Below are 23,816 nucleotides of genomic sequence, written 5' to 3'. Positions count from 1 at the left end.
AATAATCTTATTCTGTGCGGCATCAACTTTAGCAAGCTGGTGCCGCTGTTTCTCAAGCTTCTTTACAAACCCTATAAAAAAGAAGCCGCAGCTTTCGGCCTTGTAAAAAGGTGTCAAGCTGCGACTTCATCCTCACTTTAAAAAAATCGTTTATACTTATACTACAGCGGCATTAAAGCTCTCTTATCCAGATGTTGCGGAAGCTGATAGGCACGCTTTTATCACCATGCGCCTGTAGCTTTATCGGGGCTGGCCCGTGCTTTTTGTAGGATGGTTTTCCGATGTACTGCGTAGGCCCGAGCAACTCCACGTTGTTCTGTACCAGCACGCCGTTGAACAGTACGGTTACCCGTGCAGGAGATTTCACGGAGCCATCCTCGGCGAAAACAGGCGCTTTCCAGAACACATCGTAGCTCTGCCACTCACCGGGCTTCCTGGCTGGGTTTGCCAACGGAACAAACTGCTTGTAAATGCTGCCCGCCATCCCGTTCACGTAGGTTTTGTTGTTGTAGGAGTCCAGCAACTGCAGTTCATATCCATCATCGCCTTTGCCTGTAGAGGCCAGGAACAGGCCGCTGTTGCCCCGCGACTGCCCCTCCAGGTTGATGTTCTCCGGAATGCGCCACTCGATGTGCAGTTGGTAATCCGTGAAAGCTTTTTTCGTCTCGATGTTGCCGGCCTGCTTGTTTACCGTCATAACCCCATCCGAAACAGTCCACCCTGCGGGCTTGGACCTATCATTCGTGGATACCCACTGATCCAGGCTTTTCCCATTGAACAGGAAAACCGCATCCGCCGGAGCCTCTATACTTACTTCCCCGGGCTTTACCACTTCGGGTACGGGCTCCCATACTTCTGTGTCTTCCGGTTTTGCTTTTTGCTGTGCCTGTGCCATAAAAAAACTACCTGCTAACAAGGCTGTCATTAAAAGTTTAGCTGTCATCTGGTGCTCAATTTGATCTGTATACGATTCTTACCTGCTTCTGAAAATAGACAACGAAAACCGGCTTATGCCGTGCGGTCAAACGTGATGCATTCCTTCAGCTCTTTTTCGGTGTAAGCCAACTTGTACTGTTTCAGCACCTCCTCCGGAATGCCTTTCCATTGGTTTGGCCGGTTGCCCTGGTAGTCCAGGTCCTTCACTCCCATTTCGGAGGTAAAAAAGCCGGTTGCCGTCAGGTTGCGCATCAGGTTAAAGAACGCCACGCCTTTCTTCATTTCAGGGGCCGCCTGTTCCGGATAGGCAATGGCATCCACCATGTCCAGCTGCTGCTTTTCGCTACAGTCCCGAAACGGCTTTTCATACTGGTTCAGGCACTGGATATCCAGCCACTTCAAGCCGCTGCGCATCGGGGTCTGGAACTCCGGCTTGTCCTTTACGATGAACTCGATAAAGGCAGGAACCTCGGCGTCAGATGCACTGCCACTTACGTCATCGGCCGGAATAATAATATCAGCCAGTAGGGTGATGGTGGCCAATTCCTCCTCTGTAAAGAAAGTTTTAGAAGTTATTTCCTTCAGGCGCGCCACCTCTTCCGGCATACGGCCATAGGTTGCGGAAGCCTCAGGCGACTTGATGACATCAGCAACCTGTTCCTCGGTTTTGCTGTCGCAGGACTCCAGGAGCAACACGGAGGAAACAGTGCCCAGCACGATCGCTTTAAATGATTCTCTTCTATCCATATGAGTATCAGTTTATACCTACAGCCTGGCTACAGGTTTTGCTTTTTCATTTGATCAACAATGTACTCAGACGCCCGCATCGACAGGGCCATAATGGTCCAGGTGATATTCTTATCGCCCTGTGACACAAACTGCCCCCCGTCCACACAGAACACGTTTTTGCAGTCATGCGCCTGGCTATACTTGTTCAGGGCTGATTTTTTCGGGTCGTTGCCCATACGCACGGTGCCTGCCTCATGTATGATCTTGCCCGGATTCTCCAGTCCCCAGTTATTGTGCGGTCCAGCATCGCCACCCCACGTAATGATAGCTCCCATCTCGTGCATGATCTCCTTGAACGTCTCGTTCATGTGCTTGGCCTGGTTGATCTCGTAGTCGGAATACTTCACATTAAAGCGCAAAACCGGTATGCCATACTTGTCGACTACGTTCGGGTCTATCTCGCAGTAGTTACTCTCGAAAGCGATGGCTTCTCCGCGGCCGGCCATGCCCACGCTTGCCCCGTACATGAAACGGTAATCTTCTTTCAGGGACTTGCCATAACCGCCGGCCTCTTTTGTTTTGCCGTGCACCTGCATTTTCCCGTTCAGGTTCTCTATGCCCCAGCCAAACCCGTAGGCCGGTTGCTGCATACCTCCCCAGTACTCTATGTGGTAGCCCCTCGGAAAATCGAGCTTTTTGTTATCCAGCCACCAGGGCGTGTACACGTGCATGCCGCCTACGCCGTCCTCATTGTAGCGCTTGCGCCCCATCAGTTGGGGCAGTACGCCCCCCACGGCCGCACCGGTAGAGTCGTGCAGGTATTTCCCCACCACATCGCTGGAGTTGGCCAGGCCATTCGGGTGGCGGCGGGATACGGAATTGAGTAGCAATCGCGCACTCTCACAGGCGCTGGCAGCCAGTATCACCACCCTGCCGTCTACCTGGTAGTCCAGCATGTCCAGCGTATCAACATAGGATACGCCCGTGGCCAAGCCTTCTGCATTGGTGATGACTTCACGCGCCATGGCATGCGGAATAACATCCACGTTTCCGGTGGCCACGGCAGGCTTTATCAGGCAGGAGGAGGATGAAAAGTCTGCATAGGCTTTGCAGCTGCGTCCGCACTGGGCACAGTAAAAGCACTGCCCCCGCTCATCGTTTATCTTTTGGGTAAGGATGGATAAGCGCGAAGGTATAACTGGAATGCCTATTCCCGTGGCCGCTTTCTTGATCATCAGCTCGTGCAGGCGGGGCAGTGGTGGCGGCAGGAAAATCCCGTCCGGATCATCCTCCAGGCCCTCGTTTGTCCCAAACACGCCGATCAGGCGATCCACCTTGTCGTAGTATGGCTTTACGTCTTCATAGCCTATCGGCCAGTCTTCCCCCAGCCCGTCTATACTTTTGTGCTTAAAGTCTTTTGGCCCGAAGCGCAGGGAGATTCTTCCCCAGTGGTTGGTTCTGCCCCCCAACATACGGGCGCGCCACCAGTCCCATTCCGTTCCTTCGGCCTTTGTGTAGGGCTCGCCGTCTATCTCCCATCCCCAGTAGCAACCGTCAAAGTCGCCAAATGGCCTGAACTTGGTACTGGCCCCTCTTCTTGGCGACTCCCAAGGGTTTTTAAGTTGTGCTGAGTCCGTGGCAGGATCATACATGGCGCCCGCCTCGAGCAGGCATACTTTTAAGCCGGCATTGGCCAGCACGTAAGCCGCCATGCCGCCGCCCGCCCCGGAGCCAACGATGACAGCATCATATTTTTTTGTTTTCTTTTTTACCTGGACATCTTCCATAAGAAAATTTGTAAAAAGGGTGAAGAGGTACTTTGCAGGCATAACAGCTGTTCTAAGAAGCTATAACCTTAAAGGCCCGCCGGGTTTCCCCAAAGGCCTCTAAGGTTAGCTAAAGCTTAAAACAGACCACAAAGGCCTCTTGAATTTTTAATCTATCGTTGACGGGGACCTAGGTATAGTTCAGCACACCAATGGCCACCTGAAGATTATGATGTTGCAAGTATACATTTGCTGCGACATCAAAATACACAGCTTAAACTAATCAATATATCAGAATAAACATACTTCTAAAATGTATTTATTGATAAGAAGTAAACAGGCAATCTCAGGATTTTAAGGTAAGTGCAGGCTTGGTAAAAATGATATCTGATAAACAAAGAAAAAATGAATTTGAAAACCCAACCTACTAAGTCACCGGCAGAATAAATATGGCTCATACATAGCAGGGCTGTACAAACTAAGAATTGCTAAATACCTGCAAAAAACTGCTGTTCCCATTCAGAAGCAAAACAGCTTTTGTTATATGATACATTGCCAAAGCCGCCTTACTTAGAGGAGCTTTTCTCAGCTGAGGCCAGCGAGTTAATCCACTTCGCAATCTTAAGGGCATCCTCCTTCGGTACCTGTGGCATAGGAGGCATCTCTGTGGCATAATCCGGCCAGTTCTTAGGCTCCGGGTTGTGGATCAGCTCCACGATCTTTTGCGGCGTGTAGCCTCTTTTAGCCACATCCACATAAGCTGGGCCTACCTGTCTCTTATCCGTGTTGTGGCAAGCTAGGCAAGTATACTTTGCCAGCAGCCCTTTTACCTCGGTATAGGTTGGCGCTGCAGCTGTGGCTTTAGCAGGCGCCTTTTTTGCAGCGGGCTTTGCCGTTTTTTTAGCAGGCGCCGCTTTCTTTGCAGCGGCACTCTTTTCAGTCTCCGCTGCAGCCCCTTTTGTGCTCAACTCGCTCATAGACAACTTCTCCCCTTCCGGAATGTTGTTGAGCGTGTAGTAAGCCGTTGGGTGCACCAACGAGTGGTAGTTATCCCGCTCCCGTACGCCATTCAGCGTAATGTTGTGGATGTAGTGGCGACGCAGGTTATCCACCACCAGGCGCGCTTTCATGCCGTCCTCCGACACCTTCACGCCTTTTATCACGCACTCTTCAGTGTTGACTGGAGGGCTTCCGTACACGGGATGGTATTTATAGATGAAGCTTGAAACGCTGTAAGAAGCAACGTTCTCGGCTGATTTTTTGTCAACCGGCTTGGTAAACTCTATCTCGAAGCCATCCGGCATGGCGCGCACTGCCCGCATCTCGAAAGGTACCCTGTTGTTCCACACCAGGCGCTGCAGGCCCTGGTTGGCGTCACCCGCCGAACCCCAGCCGCGGTTCGTCTCCCCTACAAACAGGGAACCGTCTTTGGCCCAGGCCATACGGAGCACACCCGACTGGAAACCGGACCTGAACAGGAAGGCAGCTCCCTGGTACTCGCCGTTCACTTTCTCCAGGAACACGCGGGAGATAAGGCTCATGCCCTGATCGCCTACCAACACCTGACCACCAAACGGTCCAAAGTTATCTTCTGGGATTTTGATCGGTTCTGAGTTAGAGATTCCCAGGATGCCGTGGGGCAGCCACACCGCAGGCAACTGCAGCTCCGGAACAGCCTTCTTCACCTCGTACAGGGTCTTGAACTCCTCATCCACCACATTCTCAGGCTTGATATAGCGGCCGTTTTCGTCTCTGACCTTACGTTGATCTACCTGGGCGTATAGCTGCTCCGCGGTTGCTTTCACAGGAGAGTTGGGCATATTGCTCCAGCGCAGCCCTGCAGGGTGTCCGGTAAATGCCCCTTTCGGCAAGTGCCAGAGTCCACCTGAACCCATCCAGTCTCCCTGGTTATCGGTATAAAACAGTTCTCCATCTATAACGCCTGGTCCTGCCGGGGAGCGCATACCTGTGGCCCATGGCTCCATCTTGCCGTCTTCGCTGATCTTCATCGTCCAGCCACGCCAAGGCACCCGGCTTTCGCCGCGCCACCATTCCTCATCGCCGAAGGCTACGTTGCCGGTAACAAAGAAGCTGCCGTCCGGGGCTATTTTAGGCCCAAAGCTGTACTCGTGGTAATGTCCCGAAATCGGCCATGCATAAACCGTTTTATACTTGTCTGCCTTGCCGTCCATGTCCGTGTCCACCAACTTGGTAAGTTCGCCGCGCTGGGCAGCATACAGCGCCCCATCTTTGTAGGCCAGGCCCAGAATCTCGTGCAGGCCGGAGGCGAACTTGCGGAAGTATGGCCGCTGGCTTGTGGGGTTCTCCACAATGTATACATCGCCGCGGCGTGTGGATATGCCCAGGTCTCCTGAAGGCAGCACCGTCAGGCCGCCCACCTCCAGCAAGGCGCCTTCCGGCGAACTCACGCCCATGATCCTGAAGTAATCCTCTTCCATGGGTGATTCCTGTGCTACGGCCGAGGCACCGAACCCAGTTATAGTAGCCGCCGTCAGCAGGAAGCTGAGCACGGACTTTCTGTATGATTTTCTATGCGTATATTTCATGTTGGTAAAAGCGGTCTAGGATTAGAAAATGATAGAGTAGCGTAGCTTGCCACGCACCGGCACAATCAGCTCTTTCTGCCCGTTGGCATCTCGTACAACAGGCTTCTGACCTCCGGCATCGTCTATCCTGACATAGTAGGATTTCCCGTCTACCAGGTACATGTCCTTCGACACCGGCTCAATGCTACTTCCTTCTGCCAGTCGGGCATACAGGTTCTCCGCAGGGTTCTGCACCGTCAGCTCCCGCTGAAAGCCTTTGCCGCCTTCCACTACACGGATGGCGTCCTGCACGTTTGTGCCGTACACACGGTAGCTAAAGGTTGGCTGGTCTGCCTTGTCCAGGTCGTATCCTTCGGGGCGGAAACCAGTGCCCGCCGTATCTATCACCCAAGCCGCCTGCGGATTAGCCAGTTTCGCCAGGGTAAAGGCCGGCTGCCCAAAGTGCTGCACCGCCCCAACCGGACGGGATGACCCATCGCCACGGCTATACCACATCGGCGTGGCGTCCAGGAACCCTCCTCGCCATACTTGTATCATATTTCCCTTGTCCATGTCATAGGTATAATGCACCTGGTCCGGGCTCCCTACGTTCACGGCATGTACCACTCTGGTGTTTTTCTTGCCATTTTCGCCCGGAACCGGCAGGTCCATGAAGCTGCGGAGAATGGTGTTTACCGGAGCGTCCACCAGGATTGGTCCTTGGGAGTTATCGTTTCCTCCGGCCACAGGGTCACCGATCAGGTACTCCCGGATGCCGGGCCCTACCACGGCAATCCCCAGCGCAGGTCTTCCCCACTCCACAACTTTGGAGTACACCAGCTCAAACGGCATGTCGCCTGCGGGTAGCGTAACGGTACCTTTTCGGTCTCGGCCTTCTATCGGAACAACCACTTTGTTGTTGATCCGCATCAACCCTCCGCCACCGTTGGTGTTCAGGTTAAAGGTATACTCTCCCGGCTCCTTTACCCGCAGTGTGCCGGTATAGCGAACCAGGAAGTCTTTCTGGAAGGGGCTTATCTCCGAGGTTAGCGCCACCGATGTGCCTTCAGCCTCTGGCGGGATGCTGTCGTACCGGGGCTCCGCCTCAAACTTCCCTTTGAACACCTGGTACTTCAGGTCTACCAGCTCGGGCCTTGGTTTGCCATACTTCGTTACCTTGATGTCGCGGAAGGCCACAGCGCCGTGGTCGCCCTGCAGGCGCAGCGGCCCCATGGCCACCTCGTTGCCTCCCAGGGCGCCGCGTGTTGGCCCGAAAAGCTCCACATTCTCATGTATGGTTACACCGTTCAGCTCGGCGTGAAGTATTTTGGCGTTCTCTATTTTCTTGCCACTGGCATCGAAGCGAGGGGCCTGAAACGAGATTTTCAGGTGCTGCCACAGACCCGGTGCCCGGCTCACATTTTGGCGGGGGGCATAGCCCTCAAAGCCTTTCTGTCCGTTAGGGCGGCTTTCGTCCCAGCGCTCATACACCGCGCCGTTGTTTGCCGAGGTAGGGTTCTTCACGCCCCAGCTGTCTTCCAGCTGCACTTCGTAGCGGCCCTGCAGGTATATACCGGAGTTGGAGCCCTTGGCCATCATGTAGTCCAGCTCCAGGTCCACGTCCCCATGCTCAAAGTTGGTGAGCAGGTCTACGCCTTTCTTCTTTCTGCTGGGCTCGTTCACCAGAATACCTGTTCCTTCCTTAACATCCAGCTCGTTATCTTTATCAAGTTTGGCCGTCACATCGCCGGCAACCTGCCAGCTCTTTCCCGGATTCTGGAAGGAGGACAGGTTATCAAGTGGTATGGCCGTAGTCTGAGGCGCCGCAGACTGCGCCAGGGATACGCCGGTGCTGCACATCAGCGCGATACCCGCCAGCCACATGCCCCGCATCGGTGTGGTTTTACGTTTAATCATATACCTGTTTTTAGTTGGGATGACCCGAGTTGCACAATATGTAAAGTGTTTCTATTTCTCATTCGACAGGGAGTATGGGTAAGCATCCGCTTTGGTGCCGCGCTCCTTGTTTGGCGTGGTGGCCATCTCGTAATTTATACTTAGGGTGTTTTAGATTCTTTTACCATCGCAGCTGCAATGCTGCGAAGTGTTTGCTAAAACCTTTTAGCAAACAATCTAAAAAATAAGCCCCCTGTCCCCACCTACTGTTTAGAAAAAGATAATTCTTGCTGCTTCACCCTTAAAATTTGGGTAATACTATTTTCAAATTTAGCAGTATTACATTAAAATAAAAGCTTAAACAGAAGATATTAAGAATATTGAGTGATTAATCATTAGGGCACTCAAACGAGAAGGTTACAAAATAAAAGGCACCTTAAGTTCTGGCACTACTTAAGGTGCATGGATCTAATAGGGACTACAACTCATAGCCAGGCTTATTGACAGCCAGGCCTTTATACTTTTGTTTTGTGGAGAGAGGAGTTTCTGACAACAAGGCTTGTCGGAAGAATGATTGTCTCGGCTTTCAAGGTGCTATTTTTCTGCCCCAACAGGTTCAGCATGAGGTTGATGACATGATTTGCAATCGCCTCCGTAGGCTGCGCAACTGCCGTAACCGTCGGCTTGAAAAATTTAAAAACGTCATGATCATCATAAGACACCAGCCCCAACTTGGCAGGTGCATCGGCTGGACTGATTTGAGAGATTTCTTCTAATCCTCTTACTGCCACATAGTTTGTCGCAAAAAGAACAGCGTCAATGTTTTTTCTTTCCTCCAGAAAAGATGTAATAGACTGTATCATCTGCTTTGCGTCATAGCGGTATGGCACTTCTAACACAACGGCCTCTAGGTCATTCTCTTCCAGTGCCTTTGTGTATCCTTCCAGCCGCTGCACCATCTGGCTTTGCTTTGAATCTATCGTGATAAAGGCAATACGCTGATAGCCCCGCTCAATTAAATGAGTCGTGGCATTGTAGGCACCCAACAAATTATCAACAATAACGCAATGCGCATCCACGCCGGCAACTTGCCGGTCTGCCAGCACAACAGGAAAACCATCAGCAATTAGTTTTTTTATATCTTCCTCCACTCCCTCGGGGGGCGTGATGATGTAGCCATCCACATGCATGTCCCTAAACATGCTGATGAGTTCCTTTGTCCTTTCAGTATCGTCCTCGGTGCTACAGTATACTATTTTGTAGCCTTCCTTATGGGCTCTCTCTTCAATTAGGCGCGCAATGTTGGCAAAGAAAGGGTTTGAAATATCCTCCACCATAAGGCCTATGGTTTTGGTTTTACCTGTGCGCAGGCTCTGGGCCAACTGGTTAGGGCGATAGCCTACTTCTTCTACCAGTTTCAACACCCTTGCCGTCAGGTCATCGCTGATGCGCTTTTCCTTTGCCTTACCGTTCAGTATGAAAGAGACGGTAGTGATGGAAACATTTAGTTGTTTAGCTATATCACTAATTTGCAGCTTCTTTTTCATTACGGTTATGCAGGGAGAATAAGTTCCGGTTAGCAGGGAGGGAAAGCTTTGATTATTATGCTGGCAGGACTGCCTCCGTACTGACCGCACACAAAGTACGATTATTTTGCCAGAATTTAGCACCTATGGCGCAATATAGCACTGCCCGATGTGCTTGCGGAGATTGGTTTCCTCCCAATCTTAAGACGGAATAGGTCGTCACCCAAGAACAAGTCTTAATGATTTGTCACGAGCTGATATAGCTAAGCATCTTGTTAGCTAACCATTACATCTTCAGTAAAAAGACACTATCTTACTCTTTACAAATAACCAAAAAAGTCTACGATAATATTCCTCTAAGACGCTCTGCGCTTGTTTCCGGTGTTATATCGCGTTGCGGGTCTCCAAGCATTTCGTAACCAACCATAAACTTTTTGACGGAGGCTGAACGCAGCAAGGGCGGATAAAAGTGCATGTGCAGGTGCCAGCCGCTGTGGTCGTCGTTGTTTGTTGGCTGCTGGTGAATGCCCGCCGAGTAGGGGAACGACACATTAAACACTTTGTCGTATACCATGGTCAGCTTTTTGATGGCATCGGCGAAAGCGTCTTTCTCCTCTGTCCTCAGCTGCCCCAGGTGCTGCACGTGGCGGCGGGGCAACAGCATCGTCTCAAAAGGCCACACAGCCCAAAACGGCACCAGCGCCACAAAGTGTTCGTTGCTGTACACGATGCGCGCCTGTTCCTCCAACTCAAGCTCCAGGTAGTCTTGCAAGAGGCTTCTCTTATTGGCTGCATAATAGGCAGCCTGCGTTTTGGACTCGCGTGCCGGACCGGCAGGCACAGCGCTTTGCGCCCATATCTGTCCGTGCGGGTGGGGGTTGCTGCAGCCCATCACGGCACCCTTGTTCTCAAATATCTGCACATGGTTGATGAAGTCGATTTTTCCGAGCTCCAAGTATTCCAGCTCCCACAGGTCTACCACTTTCCTGATGTCGGCAACTTCCATGTCGGGCAGGGTCAGGTCGTGGCGCGGTGAAAAGCAGATCACCTTGCAGATGCCCCGCTCGCTCTCGGCGCGAAGCAGCTTGCCTTTAGTATAAGCACCTTCGGGGGTAGTGGCTTGCAGCGCCCCGAAATCATTCTCGAATACGTAGGTGGAAGTATAGTCTGGGTTCTTTTCTCCATTTGCGCGGGTATTGGTCGGGCACAAATAGCAGGTTGGGTCATACTCCGGCCTGGCATCTTTCTGCACGTCCTCTTCCTGCCCCTGCCACGGCCGCTTGGCCCGGTGCGGCGACACCAGCACCCACTCGTCGAGCAAAGGGTTATAACGCCGGTGGGGGTGTTCTGCTAAATCAAAATCAGGCATGCTAAATTCCTCTTATGTTATCGCCCGAAAAGGGCTTCAACTAATTATGGTTGATTGCTTTTAGTATAATGTAAACCCACCCCTAACCCCTCCGAGGAGGGGAATAAATTACTCGTATAGAAATTCCCCTCCTTGGAGGGGGCAGAGGTGGGTTAGCCGAAGCTTATACTTTATACTTTCCCTGGCTCCACCAGGCTGCTGCCGTCCACTATTTGGGCAACATAGATCTGTGGCTTTCTGCCGAACTGCTGCTGGTATGCCGCTTCAATTCTTCCGGAGAAATTCTCCAGCTCGTCCAGTTTCACGATGTTGATTGTGCAACCGCCGAAGCCGCCGCCCATCATCCTCGCGCCAAGTACACTCTCATCATTTCTGGTCTGGTCTACCAGGAAATCCAGCTCAGGGCAGCTCACCTCGTAGTCGTGCTGCAGGCCTGCATGGGAGGCATACATATTTTCTCCGAAGGCTTTCAGGTTGCCCTCCTGCAAATGCTGGCAGGCTTCCTCCACCCGGTTGTTCTCGCTCACCACATACTTACAGCGTTTATAGATAACCGGCTCAAAATCAGCTTGGTGCTGCTCCAGCATGCCAATTGTTACATCGCGCAGGCTCTGCACCTGTGGGTAATGCTTTTGCAGAAGCGCCACGCCGGCCTCGCACTCCTGGCGACGGGTGTTATACTCCGATGAGGCCAGCGAGTGCTTTACCTGCGTGTCGCAGAGCACGATGCGGTAACCCTCCAGATCGGAGCTGTAGTAAGTATACTCAAGCGAGCGGCAGTCCAGCTTTACCACGTGTCCCTCTTTCCCGAACATGCTGGCGAACTGGTCCATGATGCCGCACTTCACGCCGGCATACTCATGCTCTGCCTTCTGGGCCATCTTCACCAGTTCAAATTTCTCCACACCCAAATTAAATATATGGTTAAGCCCGAAAGCAAGCCCGCACTCCACGGCAGCTGACGACGACAAACCCGCGCCGATGGGCACGTTTCCGCCGAACACCAGGTCAAAGCCGCCGATCTCATAGTTTGCCTTTATAAACTGGGCCACAACGCCTTTGATATAGTTTACCCAGCCACCGGCCGACGGCTCGATGTGTTTTTCCAGCTTAAAGGTGTCGCTTTGGCTCTCGTTGAAGGCGTGCACGCGGCAGATCTCCTGTCCGTTAGGTGCTATGGCAAAGTAAATTTCTTTATCGATTGCGGCCGGCAGCACAAATCCGTCGTTGTAATCGGTGTGCTCCCCAATCAGGTTTACCCTCCCCGGCGATCTCACTACTGTCGGCTCCTGCTGGTAAAGCTCTTTGAATTTCTCAATAATCTCGTTAATCATACTTTATAAATATTGATTTGCTTGCTGCACTTACTCAGACTATACTTACTGAACAGCCTTTTCCTTGTCGTCGTTTACAATCGTTTTATGGTCTTTAGGGGCTCTCTCCTTAAACTCCATCTTTTTAAAGCGGTACGTTAAGCTAAGCCGGTAAACCCTGTTGTATGAATATCGCCAATTCGTACTTGTAAAGAGATCGGCGTTGGTTACCTGCCTCGCCAAATCCTTGTTACTCAAAAAATTATCGATGGTAAACCCAAGCGAGGCTGTCCTGTTCCAAAAATCCTTCCGTAAGGATACATTATACTTCTGCACCATGGTAATGGAACCCTGCGCCTGTAAGCGCGGCGAGCTAAGCGAAGTGGACAACTGGGCCACCACGTCTTTCTGAAATCTGTAAGTGCCGTTTACCTGCCAGTTGTACACCATGCCGCTGCGGGTGGTTAGCTCCGTCGTTTTCAGTATAGGGTTGTAGGTTACGCCGTTGATCTGGCTGTGGTAAGCTCCCAGCGTAGTCCCGATGTTTCCGCTTTTGTTGAGCCGCAGCGTGACAGACAGAGAGGCACCAACGGTGCTGTTCTTTCCCACATTCATAAATGAGGTGATAATGGCGTCTATGGAGTCGTAAGGGGCCACGCGGCTCGGGCGCCTGTCAAATGAACGGTAGCTACTGATGTCGTTGTTTGTTTGCCGCCAGTAGGCGGTGCCTTTAAGCGTGAGCTGGTTGATGTACCTGCTGTAGCTAAGCGTGGTGTTGTGCGACACCTCGGGCAGCAGATCCGGGTTGCCTACCCTGATGTTACGCTCGTTAGTATCGTCGAAGAAAGGGTTCAGGTAATGGATTTGCGGACGGTGGATGCGGCTGGAGTAGCTAACCGCCACGCGCTGGTCTTTTTTCAGCCTCATGCTCAGGTTGATGTTTGGCATAAAGTTGAGGTATGTTTTGCTCATACTGGTGCCGCTCGACACAAAGTTGGCGTCTATGGTGGTGTACTCATAGCGCCCCCCCGTCCGCAAAGTATACTTTTTGTTGATTGACAAAGTATGGGAGAAATAGCCCGAGAAAACGTCCTGGTGGTAGTTAAACACGTTTGTGCGCCTTGTATCCTCCTGAAGCGGCTCTTCCCAGGACGATGCCGAAGATACCAGATAGTTGCTCGTGGCATCGCGCAGAATCGCCTTGGCCCCTGTCTCTATGCGGCCTAGTTTTTTAAACGGATGCACATAGTCAATCTGGAACGTGAGCTCGTCGTTGGTGCTGCTGTTGTCGTTGTGCTGCACGAGGTTGATGACATCGTTCGCGTTCTGGCGGGTGGTTAGGTTATTGTCCTTTCGGCCTGTGCCGCTATACATCATCATCAGGCTAAGCTCCTGGTTTTTCTGCTTAAAGTACCTGGTGTAATCCAGATTAGCATCTATACTTTCGATTCCTTTCGTTTTGTCTGTCAAGCGCAGATTTCGGTTTATCTCACGGCCATAGTCGGTTTCTTTTGAGGATCTCTCTATGCTTAGGTTTCGCTGGTCGGTATCAGAATCGGTGTTTACCCCCTTTACCGTGGCTCTCAGACTATTCTTCTCGTTCAGGTCAAGTTCCCCTACAAAGTGCCCGTTTACCTTAGCGCCGGCTTCGGTAAACTCATTGTCCTGGTTTACGATCCGGCCTTTATAGTATACCTGCTCCACCTTGTTGTCGCCAAAGTCTCTGCCGGTGCTTCCGTTCAGGCTGCTGCGCAGGTTCAGTTTTCCTGTGCGGGTATAAAAATTTATACCTCCGCTTTTGCCCCTGTTGCCGCCCGTTATACTTGCAGAGCCGTTGTAGCCCTTCATTTGCTTGTTTTTCTTGGTGATGATGTTGATCACGCCGCCTGTTCCCTCGGCATCATACTTTGCGGAGGGCGTGGTAATCACCTCTACTTTAGCGATAATGTCTGCCGGGATCTGGCGCAGGGCCTCGGCCATGTCGCCGGCCATGATGGATGAGGGCTTGCCGTCCATGAGCACTTTGATCTTGGTTGTGCCCATCATCTCCAGGTTGCCGTCTGCGCCCAGCGTGAGGCCCGGCACATTGGTAAGCAAGTCGGCGGCAGTACCTCCCGTTGCACTGGCATCGTTCTCGGCATTGTATACATACCCGTCGTCCGTATCTTCCACCAAGGGCCGCTCCACGCTAATCTCCACCTCTTTGAGGGCCAGCTCTGCGGCGGCCAGCTCTATACTTCCTAAATCTACACTTTCACCGGCTTCGGGCACTTTGATTGGTTGAGTCTTGGGCGTATAGCCAACATAAGTAATAAACAGTTTGTACTCACCAGGGGCAACATTGGGTATCGTGAACTTACCGGCTACGTCGGTGTTTACGCCTGCCAGTATACCATCCGCCTTGTTCTTTAAAGCTACTGTGGCAAAAGCGACCGGTTGTTTGGTAGTAGCATCCACCACAACACCAAGTATAGGTTTATTCCCGCTTGCATACACAGGGGCAGCCAACAGCACAAGAATAGCTACAAGAAATAAAAGTCTTCTCATGGTAGGTTTTCACTAAACGCCCTTCTCAGGCCTGCAGACGATTTGTTAGGTGCTGTTCAAAAACGATGACAGGGATATGTTTACACCACGTTCAGTTTATCCCCGCCCTTCCCAAGGCCGCTTCTCGTTGTTTTCCTCGCGATCGCTGCCCAAACATGCCTTGTTTCTTTGCCGTTTAGACACCAGCAATAGAGCGAGGTTTAAATCTCTTTCTTGCTGTAATTTAATTTAAACCAGTTAAATGCGGCCGAGGCCGTTGCCGCACCTTTGGCACTTAGGCCAACACGCACACCGCGGTCCCAGGGCGGCAGAAAAGCGCCGTCGACTGGCTCTCCTTTGTTGGCTTCGTTCCAACTGCTGCCGTCAGGGCTCCAGGCAAAATTCAGTTTGTGGCCGTCCTGTACCGTCAATTTAAAATGTACCGTCTGCAGCTCAGAAACCGGAATGCGCTCCAGTTCGCTGGCTACTTTGCGTTTCACCTGCCACAGTACAATCTCCTGGTCCTGTATGGTGATGCTCGTTTTGGGAGGGGTAATTACATGAAGATTCTGCTTGATAACGAGTGCTTAGATAAGTAGCCGCCCTCTACGGAAATGCTATTGTCAGGCTCTGCCGCCGTAGCTGGGGACATGCAAGATGCTTTCCAGAATATTAGAATAAATATTCTACATATAAGAAGAAAAAACACGGCAGGTAAAACTTAAGAAATCATATATTTGACGCTGTTTCAGTAGCGGCATAACGATGCTGATGCCTGGCAAAAACAGCTGTTTATAGTATGAAAACAATCAGAAGCAAAAGGGCACTCACCACGGCAACAACTTGTGGGCTTGTACCTGTCATTCATATCATTTTAGAGTCGTTTTTCAACCTTTTTAGTGAGTATGTTCTCGCTATTCTTCCTATTCTCTCATACCTGCTTTGGCTCTTGCCAGGCGTGCTCTTCTTCCTGGCTTTGGTACTTCCTAACCTCGACATGCTGGACAAAGGCTCCGCACCCGCATCTGCAGCCTTGTTTTATAAACCCTTACTAATCAGTGCCGCTTATTATGTAGTGGCAGGAGCCGGCGTGGGACTTAGCTTTATGCTGATCTTTATGATACCTTTCTTTTTATACGTTGCTATTTTACCGGTACTGGTTATACTATTCTTCTACTTCCGGGCTATGGCCAAACTTGCTATGAAATTTTTAGGCCGGGAGAACAGCCCCTATGGCAGCACCTTTAGCTATCAGCGGTTTGCCTGGTGCGGCTTGCTGGCTGTTGCCATCACTTTTGGACTACAGATGCTTGTTCCACTTAACATGAGCCGGACCATCGGCGGGGAATTACTGACTTGTTTAGGGGGAATGGCTGGCGTAGGCTACATGTTTGGGCGGGTACTACAGGGCCAGCATGATGAAGAGCAGTTCTACCTTGAAAACTATCCGGAACAGGCGCTAGTAGCGCATCAACCTAACGCTTAGGTCTTATGTGCCCTGAAATGGGCTCCTCGTTTAAGGTGCCGATGCCAATTGAGCGGCTTACAAACGAAAAAGGCTTTAGCGGGTTGCTAAAGCCTTTTTCGTAAGAGTACTAAGTGGAGATGCAGGGATTCGAACCCTGGTCCAGACAAGGAAACCGTCGTGCCTTCTACATGCTTAGGTTTATTCGGATTGTCGGGAGCTTGCTAGTATAAACCAAACTAATGCGCACTCCTTAGATGCTTTATTTCGCCTGTGCACCGCACCCTTGCACAAGCTAGTAAATCGGATCGAAGCCTCGTATGTGCAAGCAGATTCACGAAACCTGCACGAGACTATGGCTAGTGCTTAGTACCTAGACTAGGCAGCCATGGCGTAGTTATATTCGCCAGTTATTGTTCGAACGGATTTTTAACAGGTGGTACGTTCATCACCCGACATGCTTACACGCAATCTGCACAAGCTGTCAATTCCGGTCATCCCCATAAGTTAAAGAACGAATTCTTGCTGTTTATACTTCAAGAAGTATGCCACAAATGTACGAATAATTTACGGCATTTTGGCTGTCACCAGCGCTTATTTAACGCGAGGTGACAGCCAAAAGGTTTCAATTTATACTGCCTTATGCTTATCTGGATGCCGTGGTAGTGGCTGCTGGCAGCACTGGCGCCTGGTACAGGTCTGCGAGCGAGTTGGTGTGCTTGTAGCGGTCCAATTTATACTTGCGCTGGAATACCTCCGGCACCTTGGCCCCTACCGGCACCAGCATCAGCGAACCTTTTCCGTCCACCGTCTCCCGCTGGAAAGCCACGCCCTCGCGGTTGTCAAATTTCACGTCAAAGTAGTACAGGTAAGGATACACCCAATTTACGTACTGTGCCTTGCCTGTGCCGGAAATGCTTCTGATTTCCAATTTGTTGTAGTTGTTGGCTATGGCGTTCTGGAACTCCACGGCGTTGAGCGGCACGTTGTTCAGCACCGGCATCACATCAAACTGTCCGTCCAGCATTGCCCATTTCTTCAGGTCTGGCAGGTATACCTCCAGCAGCACGTGGCCCGCGCCAAACTCTATGGTTTCCACTTCCTTCATCTTCAGGCCCATGGTGCGGGCAGGCAGGCCGATGGCGTTGAGGCAGGCGGTGGTTACGATGCCATACTCTACGCAGCGGAACTGCTTCCCATCCTTAACCTCTGCCAGTATAGTGAGGGCATCGGGGCTGCTGGGCTCGTTCATGCCATTGTGCTGCCACTGCTTGTGCACCCAGTTTACCATGCGCAGCGCTTTCTCGGTGTCGTTGGCGGCGCCTGCCACTACGGCATCCAGGTTATACTTGGTGCGCAGCTCCTGCAGGTAGGCATTGTCGGCATTTTGCTCATACAGCAAGGTATAAGCCGGCACGCTCTGCTTCTTGTTAAACTTAACAGCCTCAAAGCCATACCCCTGCAGCTCGGTCAGCGCGTAAGCAGTGTCGTTCAGGTTTACGTAGAAACGATAGGACTTGCCCGCCTTTACTATAAAGCTGATAGAGTCGGTGTTGGTGTAGAAAGTGAACTTCTGCCTGGCTTCCGGCACCGGCACCCGTAGCACGTCCGGCGACAGTTGCGGCGAAATGTTCCAGCTGCCTTTCACCAGGTCTTTCCCGATTCTATAGTCGGCGGCAGTGGCGCTTGCTTTTATAACAGGCAGGCCTTTGTAAACTTTCTGTGCGAACACCGGTGCCACCAGCACCAGCATCAGGAGCATTGAGGTTAATGACTTTTTCATGGTTTTATTTTGTACTTGGCGTTAAATGGATAATGGTTTTATACTTATTGGGGTGGCAAGCCTGATTTTACCAAGACTTCCATAATCGCTATATGTAATTAAGATGCCAAAACAATAAAGATCTGTATATCAATCAATTAAGCCTATACTATAAAATTATACTGTACGCTTTCGACACACCTGTTCCCGTACACCCGTTCGCTTTCGCTACACCTTCCTACTTTCCTAAAGATCACTTTTACATCATCTATGGAGAAGCGCCCGTCCCTCTGCAGGCTGGGTAGCTTACAGGGGGGCGGGCGCTTCCTCGGGTTAGAAGTAATACTTTATACTTTACCCTACTCTGCCCGGAGCGAATTGACCGGGTTGGCAACGGCTGTTTTAATGGCATGGAAGCTAAGCGTAACAATCGCGATGATAATGGTCGCCACAAAAGCTATCGCAAAGATCCACCAGCTCAGCTCCATGCGGTCGGCATAGTCGTTTAGCCAGTTATGCATCAGGTACCAGCCCACCGGCAGCGCAATGATGTTGGCGATGAGCACTAGTTTCAGGAAATCCTTGGAAAGCATGTACACGATGCTCGTAACAGAGGCGCCCAGCACCTTGCGCACCCCGATCTCTTTGGTGCGCTGCTCCGCCGTAAACAGCGCCAAGCCAAACAAGCCGAGGCAGGAGATAAAGATGGCGATGCCGGCAAAGTACCTGGTGAGCTCACCCATAATGGCCTCTGTCTTGTACATCCGCTCAAAATCCTCATCCAGGAAGTGGTACTCGAACGGGAAGGCGGGATTGTGCCTCTGCACGATACTTTCCATGGCAGACAGTGCCTCAGGCGTATTCTCGGATCTAACGCGGACAAAAATCGTGTTTGCGTCATTCATGTCCAACATCATCACAAGGGGCTTCATGTTTTCGTGCATAGAGGTTGTCTTAAAGTCCTTTACCACCCCGATAACCGTTGCGTGCTGATCTCCGCGATTTAGCCACTGCCCTACCGGCTCCTGCATCTGCATCAGCCGGGCAGCCTCCTCGTTGATGATAAACTTGCTGTCTTCGGCGCCAAAGTCTTTCGAGAAGCTTCTGCCCTCTTTCAGCTGCATCCCCATCGTTTCCAGAAAATCATAGTCTACTTTCAGGATGCTGAACAGGATATCCGCATTAAGGTCTTTCCCCTCCCACTCCACATCCCCGGTAGAGTTGCCGACCATCAGTGGGTTTTGGTTTGCAGCCGTGACGCCTGTTATGCCTGGCACTTTCAGCATCTCCTCCTTCATGACATCATAGCGGTCGCGGAGATCACCTTCCAGCGGCAGCAGCACTACGTTTTCCCGGTTTAAGCCAATATTCTTCGTTCGGATAAAGTGCAGCTGCAGGTACACCACTAGGGTGCTGATGATTAGCAAGGCGGAAAGTATAAACTGAAACACCACCAGGCCCTTACGGAACACGGATACGCGCTTGCTTAGCTTAGCCGTTCCTTTCAGAACCACCGCGGGATTAAAGGACGACAAGAAGAAAGCCGGATAGCTGCCCGAAAGGATGCCCGTAAGGGCAGCTACGCCCAACAGCATCAGCAGCAGTGAGGGATCCGAGAGGTTAAGTTCTATAAATTTACCTGTTAAGTCGTTAAAGTGCGGAAGCAGCATGCCTACCAGGTTCACGGATATGAACAGCGCCAGGAAAGCCACCAGCACAGACTCCACCATAAACTGCCGGACCAAAGCCGCTTTGTTGGCTCCGATAGCTTTGCGCACGCCTACTTCTTTCGCTCGTTTGGCAGAGCGCGCCGTGGCCAGGTTCATAAAGTTGATGCAGGCAATGATCAGTATAAACACGGCCACCACTGTAAAGAGACGCACCACCTCTACGTTGCCGCCAACCGCTTTGCTACCCGTAAAATCGCCGTACAAGTACATTTCGCTAACAGGCTGCACAAACAAATCTGTCTTAGCGCCTGGCTGGTACTTCTTTATGAAAGGCTTTACCTTCTCGTTGAAAGCGGCAATGTCGGTACCGGGCTGTAACAACAGGAAAGTGCGCAGGGCGTTGCTCCCCCATTCCTTCAGCCAATCGCTTCCGGGGCTATTGATCCAATCGTTTACGGGCATCACATAGTCGAACTGCATGGTGGAGTTCTTCGGAACGTCCTGCATCACCCCGGTTACTTTGTAGCTCTTGCTGTTATTGATCTTAAAAAGCTTACCCATGGCCTCTTCCGGCGAGTTGAAGAACTGGCTTGCCACCGTTTCCGAAATCACCACCGAGTTTGGCTGCGCCAGCACGTTCTTTGCATCCCCCTGTAGCAGCGGAAAAGTAAACACTTCAAAAAACTCCGGATCGGCATACCGGCCGTTTACTTTTAGCACTTTGTCGTTGTAAGCAAAAAGCTGTTTCCAGTCCCAGGTGGTGGAGCGGACGGCATGTACCACCTCCGGCATATCCCGCTCCAGCGCCTCGGCCAGTGGCCCCGGTGTCGCATCAACGGTTAAATCATCAGCGCCAGGGTAGCGCTGCACTTCCATCACCCGGTACAGATTGTCAATATCCTTGTGGAAGCGGTTGACGCTCAGCTCGTCCCGCACCCACAAAAGTATAAGTATGGAACAGGTCATGCCCAGCGCCAGGCCGGAAACGTTGATGAGCGAGAAGACCTTGTGGCGCATCAGGTTGCGGTAGGCCATTTTGAGGTAGTTCTTGAACATAGTTTTAAGCGTTGCGGTGTGAAAGTATAGCTAAGCGATTTTTCTGAAGATTTTTCCAGGTCATCTTAAGACTCACAAGAAAACAGAGTGCCAAAACCATAAAAACTTGTTTATTAGCTATTTGCCGCAATCCCAGCAAGTATAAGTGTTCGCTTTTGATACACCTGCCTCCAGTACACCTGTGCGCTTCCGCTACAAGTATAAACACAGCGTATACTTAAGTAAAGTATACTGTTTATCCTATTTTTATTTTTATCAGATAGAATTGGTATATTCGGTTTCTGAATCAGAAATTATAGTACCTATGGCCTCTGTAAAAAATGCCCGTGTGCTGGTGGTAGACGACGAAACAGATGTTCTGTTCGCCCTGAAGATGCTGCTCAAAACCGAGGTAAAAGAAGTGGTGACCGAAAAGAACCCCGACCTGCTGCCTGGCCTGCTGGAGCGGCAGAAGTTCGACGTCATCTTTCTGGACATGAACTTTAAAAGCGCCCTGAACACCGGCAACGAAGGGCTGTTCTGGCTGCGGCAGATCCTGGAGAAAGACAAAGACGTTTCGGTTATACTGATCACGGCCTACGGCGATGTGGAGCTGGCCGTAAAATCCCTGAAAGAAGGTGCCACCGATTTTATTGTGAAGCCCTGGCACAACGAAAAGCTGCTGGAGACCCTGCACCAAACGCTGGAAAAACGGCAACAGAAAGCAAAGGGAGGTGCAGCTACAGCATCCGCTAACAAAAACACCCACACCACTATACTTGGCGAGAGCGAGGCCATAAAAGAGGTGCTGTATAAGCTAGAGAAGATCGCGCCTACCGAGGCCAACGTGCTTATACTTGGCGAGAACGGCACCGGCAAAGAGCTGGTGGCGCGGGCGCTGCACGAGAAGTCGTTCAGGGCTGCCAAGCCTTTTGTGAGCGTAGACATGGGCGCGTTGACGGACAGCCTGTTTGAGAGCGAGCTGTTCGGTTACAAAAAGGGCGCCTTTACCGATGCCCGCGAAGACCGGCCCGGCCGTTTTGAGGCGGCCAACGGCGGCACCTTGTTCCTGGATGAGATTGGCAACATTTCGCCGGCCATGCAAGCCAAGCTGCTCACGGTGCTGCAGAACCGGCAGGTAACGCCGCTCGGCTCCAACACGCCCATACCGGTAGATATCCGTCTGATCTCGGCCACGAACGAGCCGATTTACGAGCTGGCCGCCCGCAACCAGTTCCGCAAGGACCTTATCTACCGCATCAACACCGTAGAGATAACGCTGCCGCCGCTGCGCCAGCGCCACGGCGACGTGGAGCTGCTGGCCCGCCATTTCGCCGCCATCTATGCCCGGAAAAACCACAAAGCTACTCCTGAATTTGCCACCGAAACACTGCAGAAGCTGAACAGACACAGCTGGCCGGGCAACGTGCGCGAGCTGCAGCATGCCGTGGAGCGCGCCATCATACTGGCAGAGGGCAACGTGCTGCAGCCGCAGGACTTCAGTTTCTCGGCTATGGAAGTGGCGCCCGACGCCCCAGCCGCGGCCTTTGTGCCGGATGCCCCCATGCCGCTGAGCGAGATCGAACGCGAGACCATTATCCGGGTGCTGGAGAAGAACAAAGGCAACATCTCCAGAACAGCCAAGGAACTGGGCCTTACGCGCACCGCCCTTTACCGCCGACTGAACAAGCATGATATTTAACCGCCTCGAATTTGGGCTGCTCGTCCGGGTTATACTTTTGCTGGGCATGATGTACCTCACGGTGCACTTTCTCACCCAGTTTACCTGGCTGCAAATGGGCTCAGGTATGCTTGTGATGCTGGCGCAGGTATGGGAGCTGGCCAGGTACATTACCCGGGGCAACAACGAGCTGGCTAAGTTTCTACAGGCCGTTAAGCAGCGCGATTTTTCACAGCGGTTTAACGAGCATACAACCAACAGCTCGCTGCGGCAGCTGCACACCGCCTTCAACCTCATCAACGATACCTATAAGCAGCTGCACATCGAGAAAGAGGCGCAGTTCCAGTACATGCAAACCATTCTGCAGATGATCGACACGGGCATTATGGCCGTGGATGAGGAGACAGGCGAGGTGGAGTGGGTGAACGAGGCCTTTAAAAGTATACTGCACCTGCCTTACCTGAAAAGTATAAACGGGCTGGAGGCGCGCTACCCGCTGCTGCACGAGGCAGTGCAAGGTATAAAGCCGGGCGACAGCAAGCTCCTTAAGCTGAAGCTGCAGGACGGTGCGTCGCAGCTGCTGCTCTCGGCAACGGCTTTTACCATGCAGCACCGCCACCTGCTGCTTATTGCACTTAAAAACGTGAGCGCCACCGTAGATGCCACCGAAACAGAGGCCTGGCAAAAACTGCTGCGCGTGATGACGCACGAAATCATGAACTCGGTGGCCCCTATCGCCTCACTTGCCGACACGCTGGGCCGGCACCTGCAAATGGAGCGCGAGAAGTATGAGCAGGAGCCCGGCGCTAAGGCAGACCCGGAGCTGCTGCAGGACACCGAGGAAGGCATTTCCATCATCAAGAAACGTAGCGAAGGACTGCTGCGCTTTGCCCATTTCTACCGCAACCTGAGCAAGTCGCAGGAGCTGATGCTGACCACGGTGTATGTGCAGGAGCTGTTTAAAAGTATAAACGGGCTGATGCGCCCGCAGCTGGAGGGGCACGGCGTAAAGCTGGAATGCCATGTAGAGCCGCCTAACCTCTCGCTGCACGGCGACGTGAACCTGCTGGAGCAGGTCATCATCAACCTTATTCTGAATGCCAAGCGTGCCGTGCAAGGGCGCCCAAACCCGCAGGTTATACTTACAGCGGAGCAGGAAAACGGCAAAACCGTGATCGAAGTGCAGGACAACGGCACCGGCATTCCGGAGGAGCTGCTGGAAAGCATTTTCATCCCTTTCTTCACCTCGCACAAAGACGGTTCCGGCATTGGCCTGAGCCTGGCCAAGCACATCATGCTGCTGCACAAGGGCAGCATACAGGTTGACTCTAAGGTGGGCGTAGGAACTGTTTTCAAGCTGAACTTTCAGGCATAGCCCCTACACCGCTTCAGAACTTATAAGCAAGCAAAATCTTCTCCCGGGTGGGTTTAGAGTGGCTGTAAGCGAAATCACCGCCCCATGCAAGTATAGAAATCAGGCTGCCCGACCGCTTTGCCCTAAGCTTGCGAAGCCTTTATATATAGTATAAAATAAATATTAAGGAACGGCATCATAAAAAAATCCTGCAATTCCTTACTTTCGCACTTTAAACCGGA

Annotated in this window: 15 protein-coding genes and 1 other RNA gene; 3 read left to right on the top strand and 13 right to left on the bottom strand. The window is 51.8% G+C overall.

Annotated elements, in window-relative coordinates; translation table 11 throughout:
- Positions 1-172: 172 nt before the first annotated feature.
- The 10 genes from FJM65_RS11455 to FJM65_RS11410 all read right to left on the bottom strand — a co-directional run bounded on the left by FJM65_RS11455 (position 173) and on the right by FJM65_RS11410 (position 15,107).
- Complete coding sequence (locus tag FJM65_RS11455; RefSeq protein ID WP_239022929.1) at positions 173-925, bottom strand: 3-keto-disaccharide hydrolase; 753 nt, start codon at positions 923-925, stop codon at positions 173-175.
- A gap of 83 nt (positions 926-1,008) precedes the next feature.
- Positions 1,009-1,683, bottom strand: coding sequence for a gluconate 2-dehydrogenase subunit 3 family protein (locus FJM65_RS11450; protein ID WP_140621653.1), 675 nt, complete (start codon positions 1,681-1,683; stop codon positions 1,009-1,011).
- 29 nt (positions 1,684-1,712) lie between these two features.
- Positions 1,713-3,452, bottom strand: a complete 1,740-nt coding sequence (locus FJM65_RS11445) for a GMC family oxidoreductase (RefSeq protein ID WP_140621652.1) — start codon at positions 3,450-3,452, stop codon at positions 1,713-1,715.
- 545 nt (positions 3,453-3,997) lie between these two features.
- A complete protein-coding gene (locus FJM65_RS11440) occupies positions 3,998-5,998 on the bottom strand; it encodes a hypothetical protein (RefSeq protein WP_140621651.1) in 2,001 nt (666 codons plus the stop codon).
- 21 nt (positions 5,999-6,019) lie between these two features.
- Positions 6,020-7,894 (bottom strand): family 16 glycoside hydrolase, encoded by a 1,875-nt coding sequence (locus FJM65_RS11435; RefSeq protein WP_239022928.1) that lies wholly within the window; start codon positions 7,892-7,894, stop codon positions 6,020-6,022.
- Between the two features lie 494 nt (positions 7,895-8,388).
- Entirely contained in the window at positions 8,389-9,420 is a 1,032-nt protein-coding gene (locus FJM65_RS11430; protein WP_140621650.1) for a LacI family DNA-binding transcriptional regulator, read from the bottom strand.
- A gap of 319 nt (positions 9,421-9,739) precedes the next feature.
- Positions 9,740-10,768 (bottom strand): UDP-glucose--hexose-1-phosphate uridylyltransferase, encoded by a 1,029-nt coding sequence (locus FJM65_RS11425; protein ID WP_140621649.1) that lies wholly within the window; start codon positions 10,766-10,768, stop codon positions 9,740-9,742.
- 170 nt (positions 10,769-10,938) lie between these two features.
- Positions 10,939-12,102: a galactokinase gene (locus FJM65_RS11420; protein WP_140621648.1), complete on the bottom strand. Its 1,164-nt coding sequence runs from the start codon at positions 12,100-12,102 to the stop codon at positions 10,939-10,941.
- A 45-nt stretch (positions 12,103-12,147) separates the two neighbouring features.
- A complete protein-coding gene (locus tag FJM65_RS11415) occupies positions 12,148-14,628 on the bottom strand; it encodes a TonB-dependent receptor domain-containing protein (protein ID WP_140621647.1) in 2,481 nt (826 codons plus the stop codon).
- A gap of 200 nt (positions 14,629-14,828) precedes the next feature.
- The gene (locus FJM65_RS11410) at positions 14,829-15,107 is read right to left on the bottom strand and encodes a hypothetical protein (protein ID WP_140621646.1); all 279 of its coding nucleotides are present in this window, start codon (positions 15,105-15,107) and stop codon (positions 14,829-14,831) included.
- Positions 15,108-15,406: 299 nt separating this feature from the next.
- Here FJM65_RS11410 and FJM65_RS11405 point away from each other — a divergent pair, with 299 nt between their 5' ends.
- Positions 15,407-16,093 (top strand): hypothetical protein, encoded by a 687-nt coding sequence (locus tag FJM65_RS11405; RefSeq protein WP_140621645.1) that lies wholly within the window; start codon positions 15,407-15,409, stop codon positions 16,091-16,093.
- Positions 16,094-16,204: 111 nt separating this feature from the next.
- Here FJM65_RS11405 and ssrA read toward each other — a convergent pair.
- The 3 genes from ssrA to FJM65_RS11390 all read right to left on the bottom strand — a co-directional run bounded on the left by ssrA (position 16,205) and on the right by FJM65_RS11390 (position 20,560).
- Positions 16,205-16,574: a transfer-messenger RNA gene (ssrA, locus tag FJM65_RS11400) on the bottom strand.
- A 144-nt stretch (positions 16,575-16,718) separates the two neighbouring features.
- Positions 16,719-17,855, bottom strand: a complete 1,137-nt coding sequence (locus FJM65_RS11395; protein ID WP_140621644.1) for a transglutaminase-like domain-containing protein — start codon at positions 17,853-17,855, stop codon at positions 16,719-16,721.
- A 338-nt stretch (positions 17,856-18,193) separates the two neighbouring features.
- Positions 18,194-20,560 carry an ABC transporter permease gene (locus tag FJM65_RS11390; protein ID WP_140621643.1) on the bottom strand — a complete coding sequence of 789 codons (2,367 nt, stop codon included), beginning with the start codon at positions 20,558-20,560 and terminating at the stop codon, positions 18,194-18,196.
- A gap of 304 nt (positions 20,561-20,864) precedes the next feature.
- On the opposite strand from FJM65_RS11390, the gene FJM65_RS11385 reads away from it, so the two are divergent.
- Together FJM65_RS11385 and FJM65_RS11380 are read left to right on the top strand one after the other, a co-directional pair.
- Positions 20,865-22,241, top strand: a complete 1,377-nt coding sequence (locus FJM65_RS11385) for a sigma-54-dependent transcriptional regulator (RefSeq protein WP_140621642.1) — start codon at positions 20,865-20,867, stop codon at positions 22,239-22,241.
- Positions 22,231-23,595 (top strand): sensor histidine kinase, encoded by a 1,365-nt coding sequence (locus FJM65_RS11380; RefSeq protein WP_140621641.1) that lies wholly within the window; start codon positions 22,231-22,233, stop codon positions 23,593-23,595. The genes FJM65_RS11385 and FJM65_RS11380 overlap by 11 nt, the downstream gene beginning before the upstream one ends.
- Positions 23,596-23,816 lie beyond the last annotated feature (221 nt).

Origin of the sequence: Pontibacter mangrovi (genome assembly GCF_006385705.1) — a bacterium.
GTDB classification, from domain to species: Bacteria; Bacteroidota; Bacteroidia; order Cytophagales; family Hymenobacteraceae; genus Pontibacter; species Pontibacter mangrovi.
The sequence above is the reverse complement of the archived record's forward strand: the minus strand, read 5'-3'. Positions and strand labels throughout refer to the sequence as shown.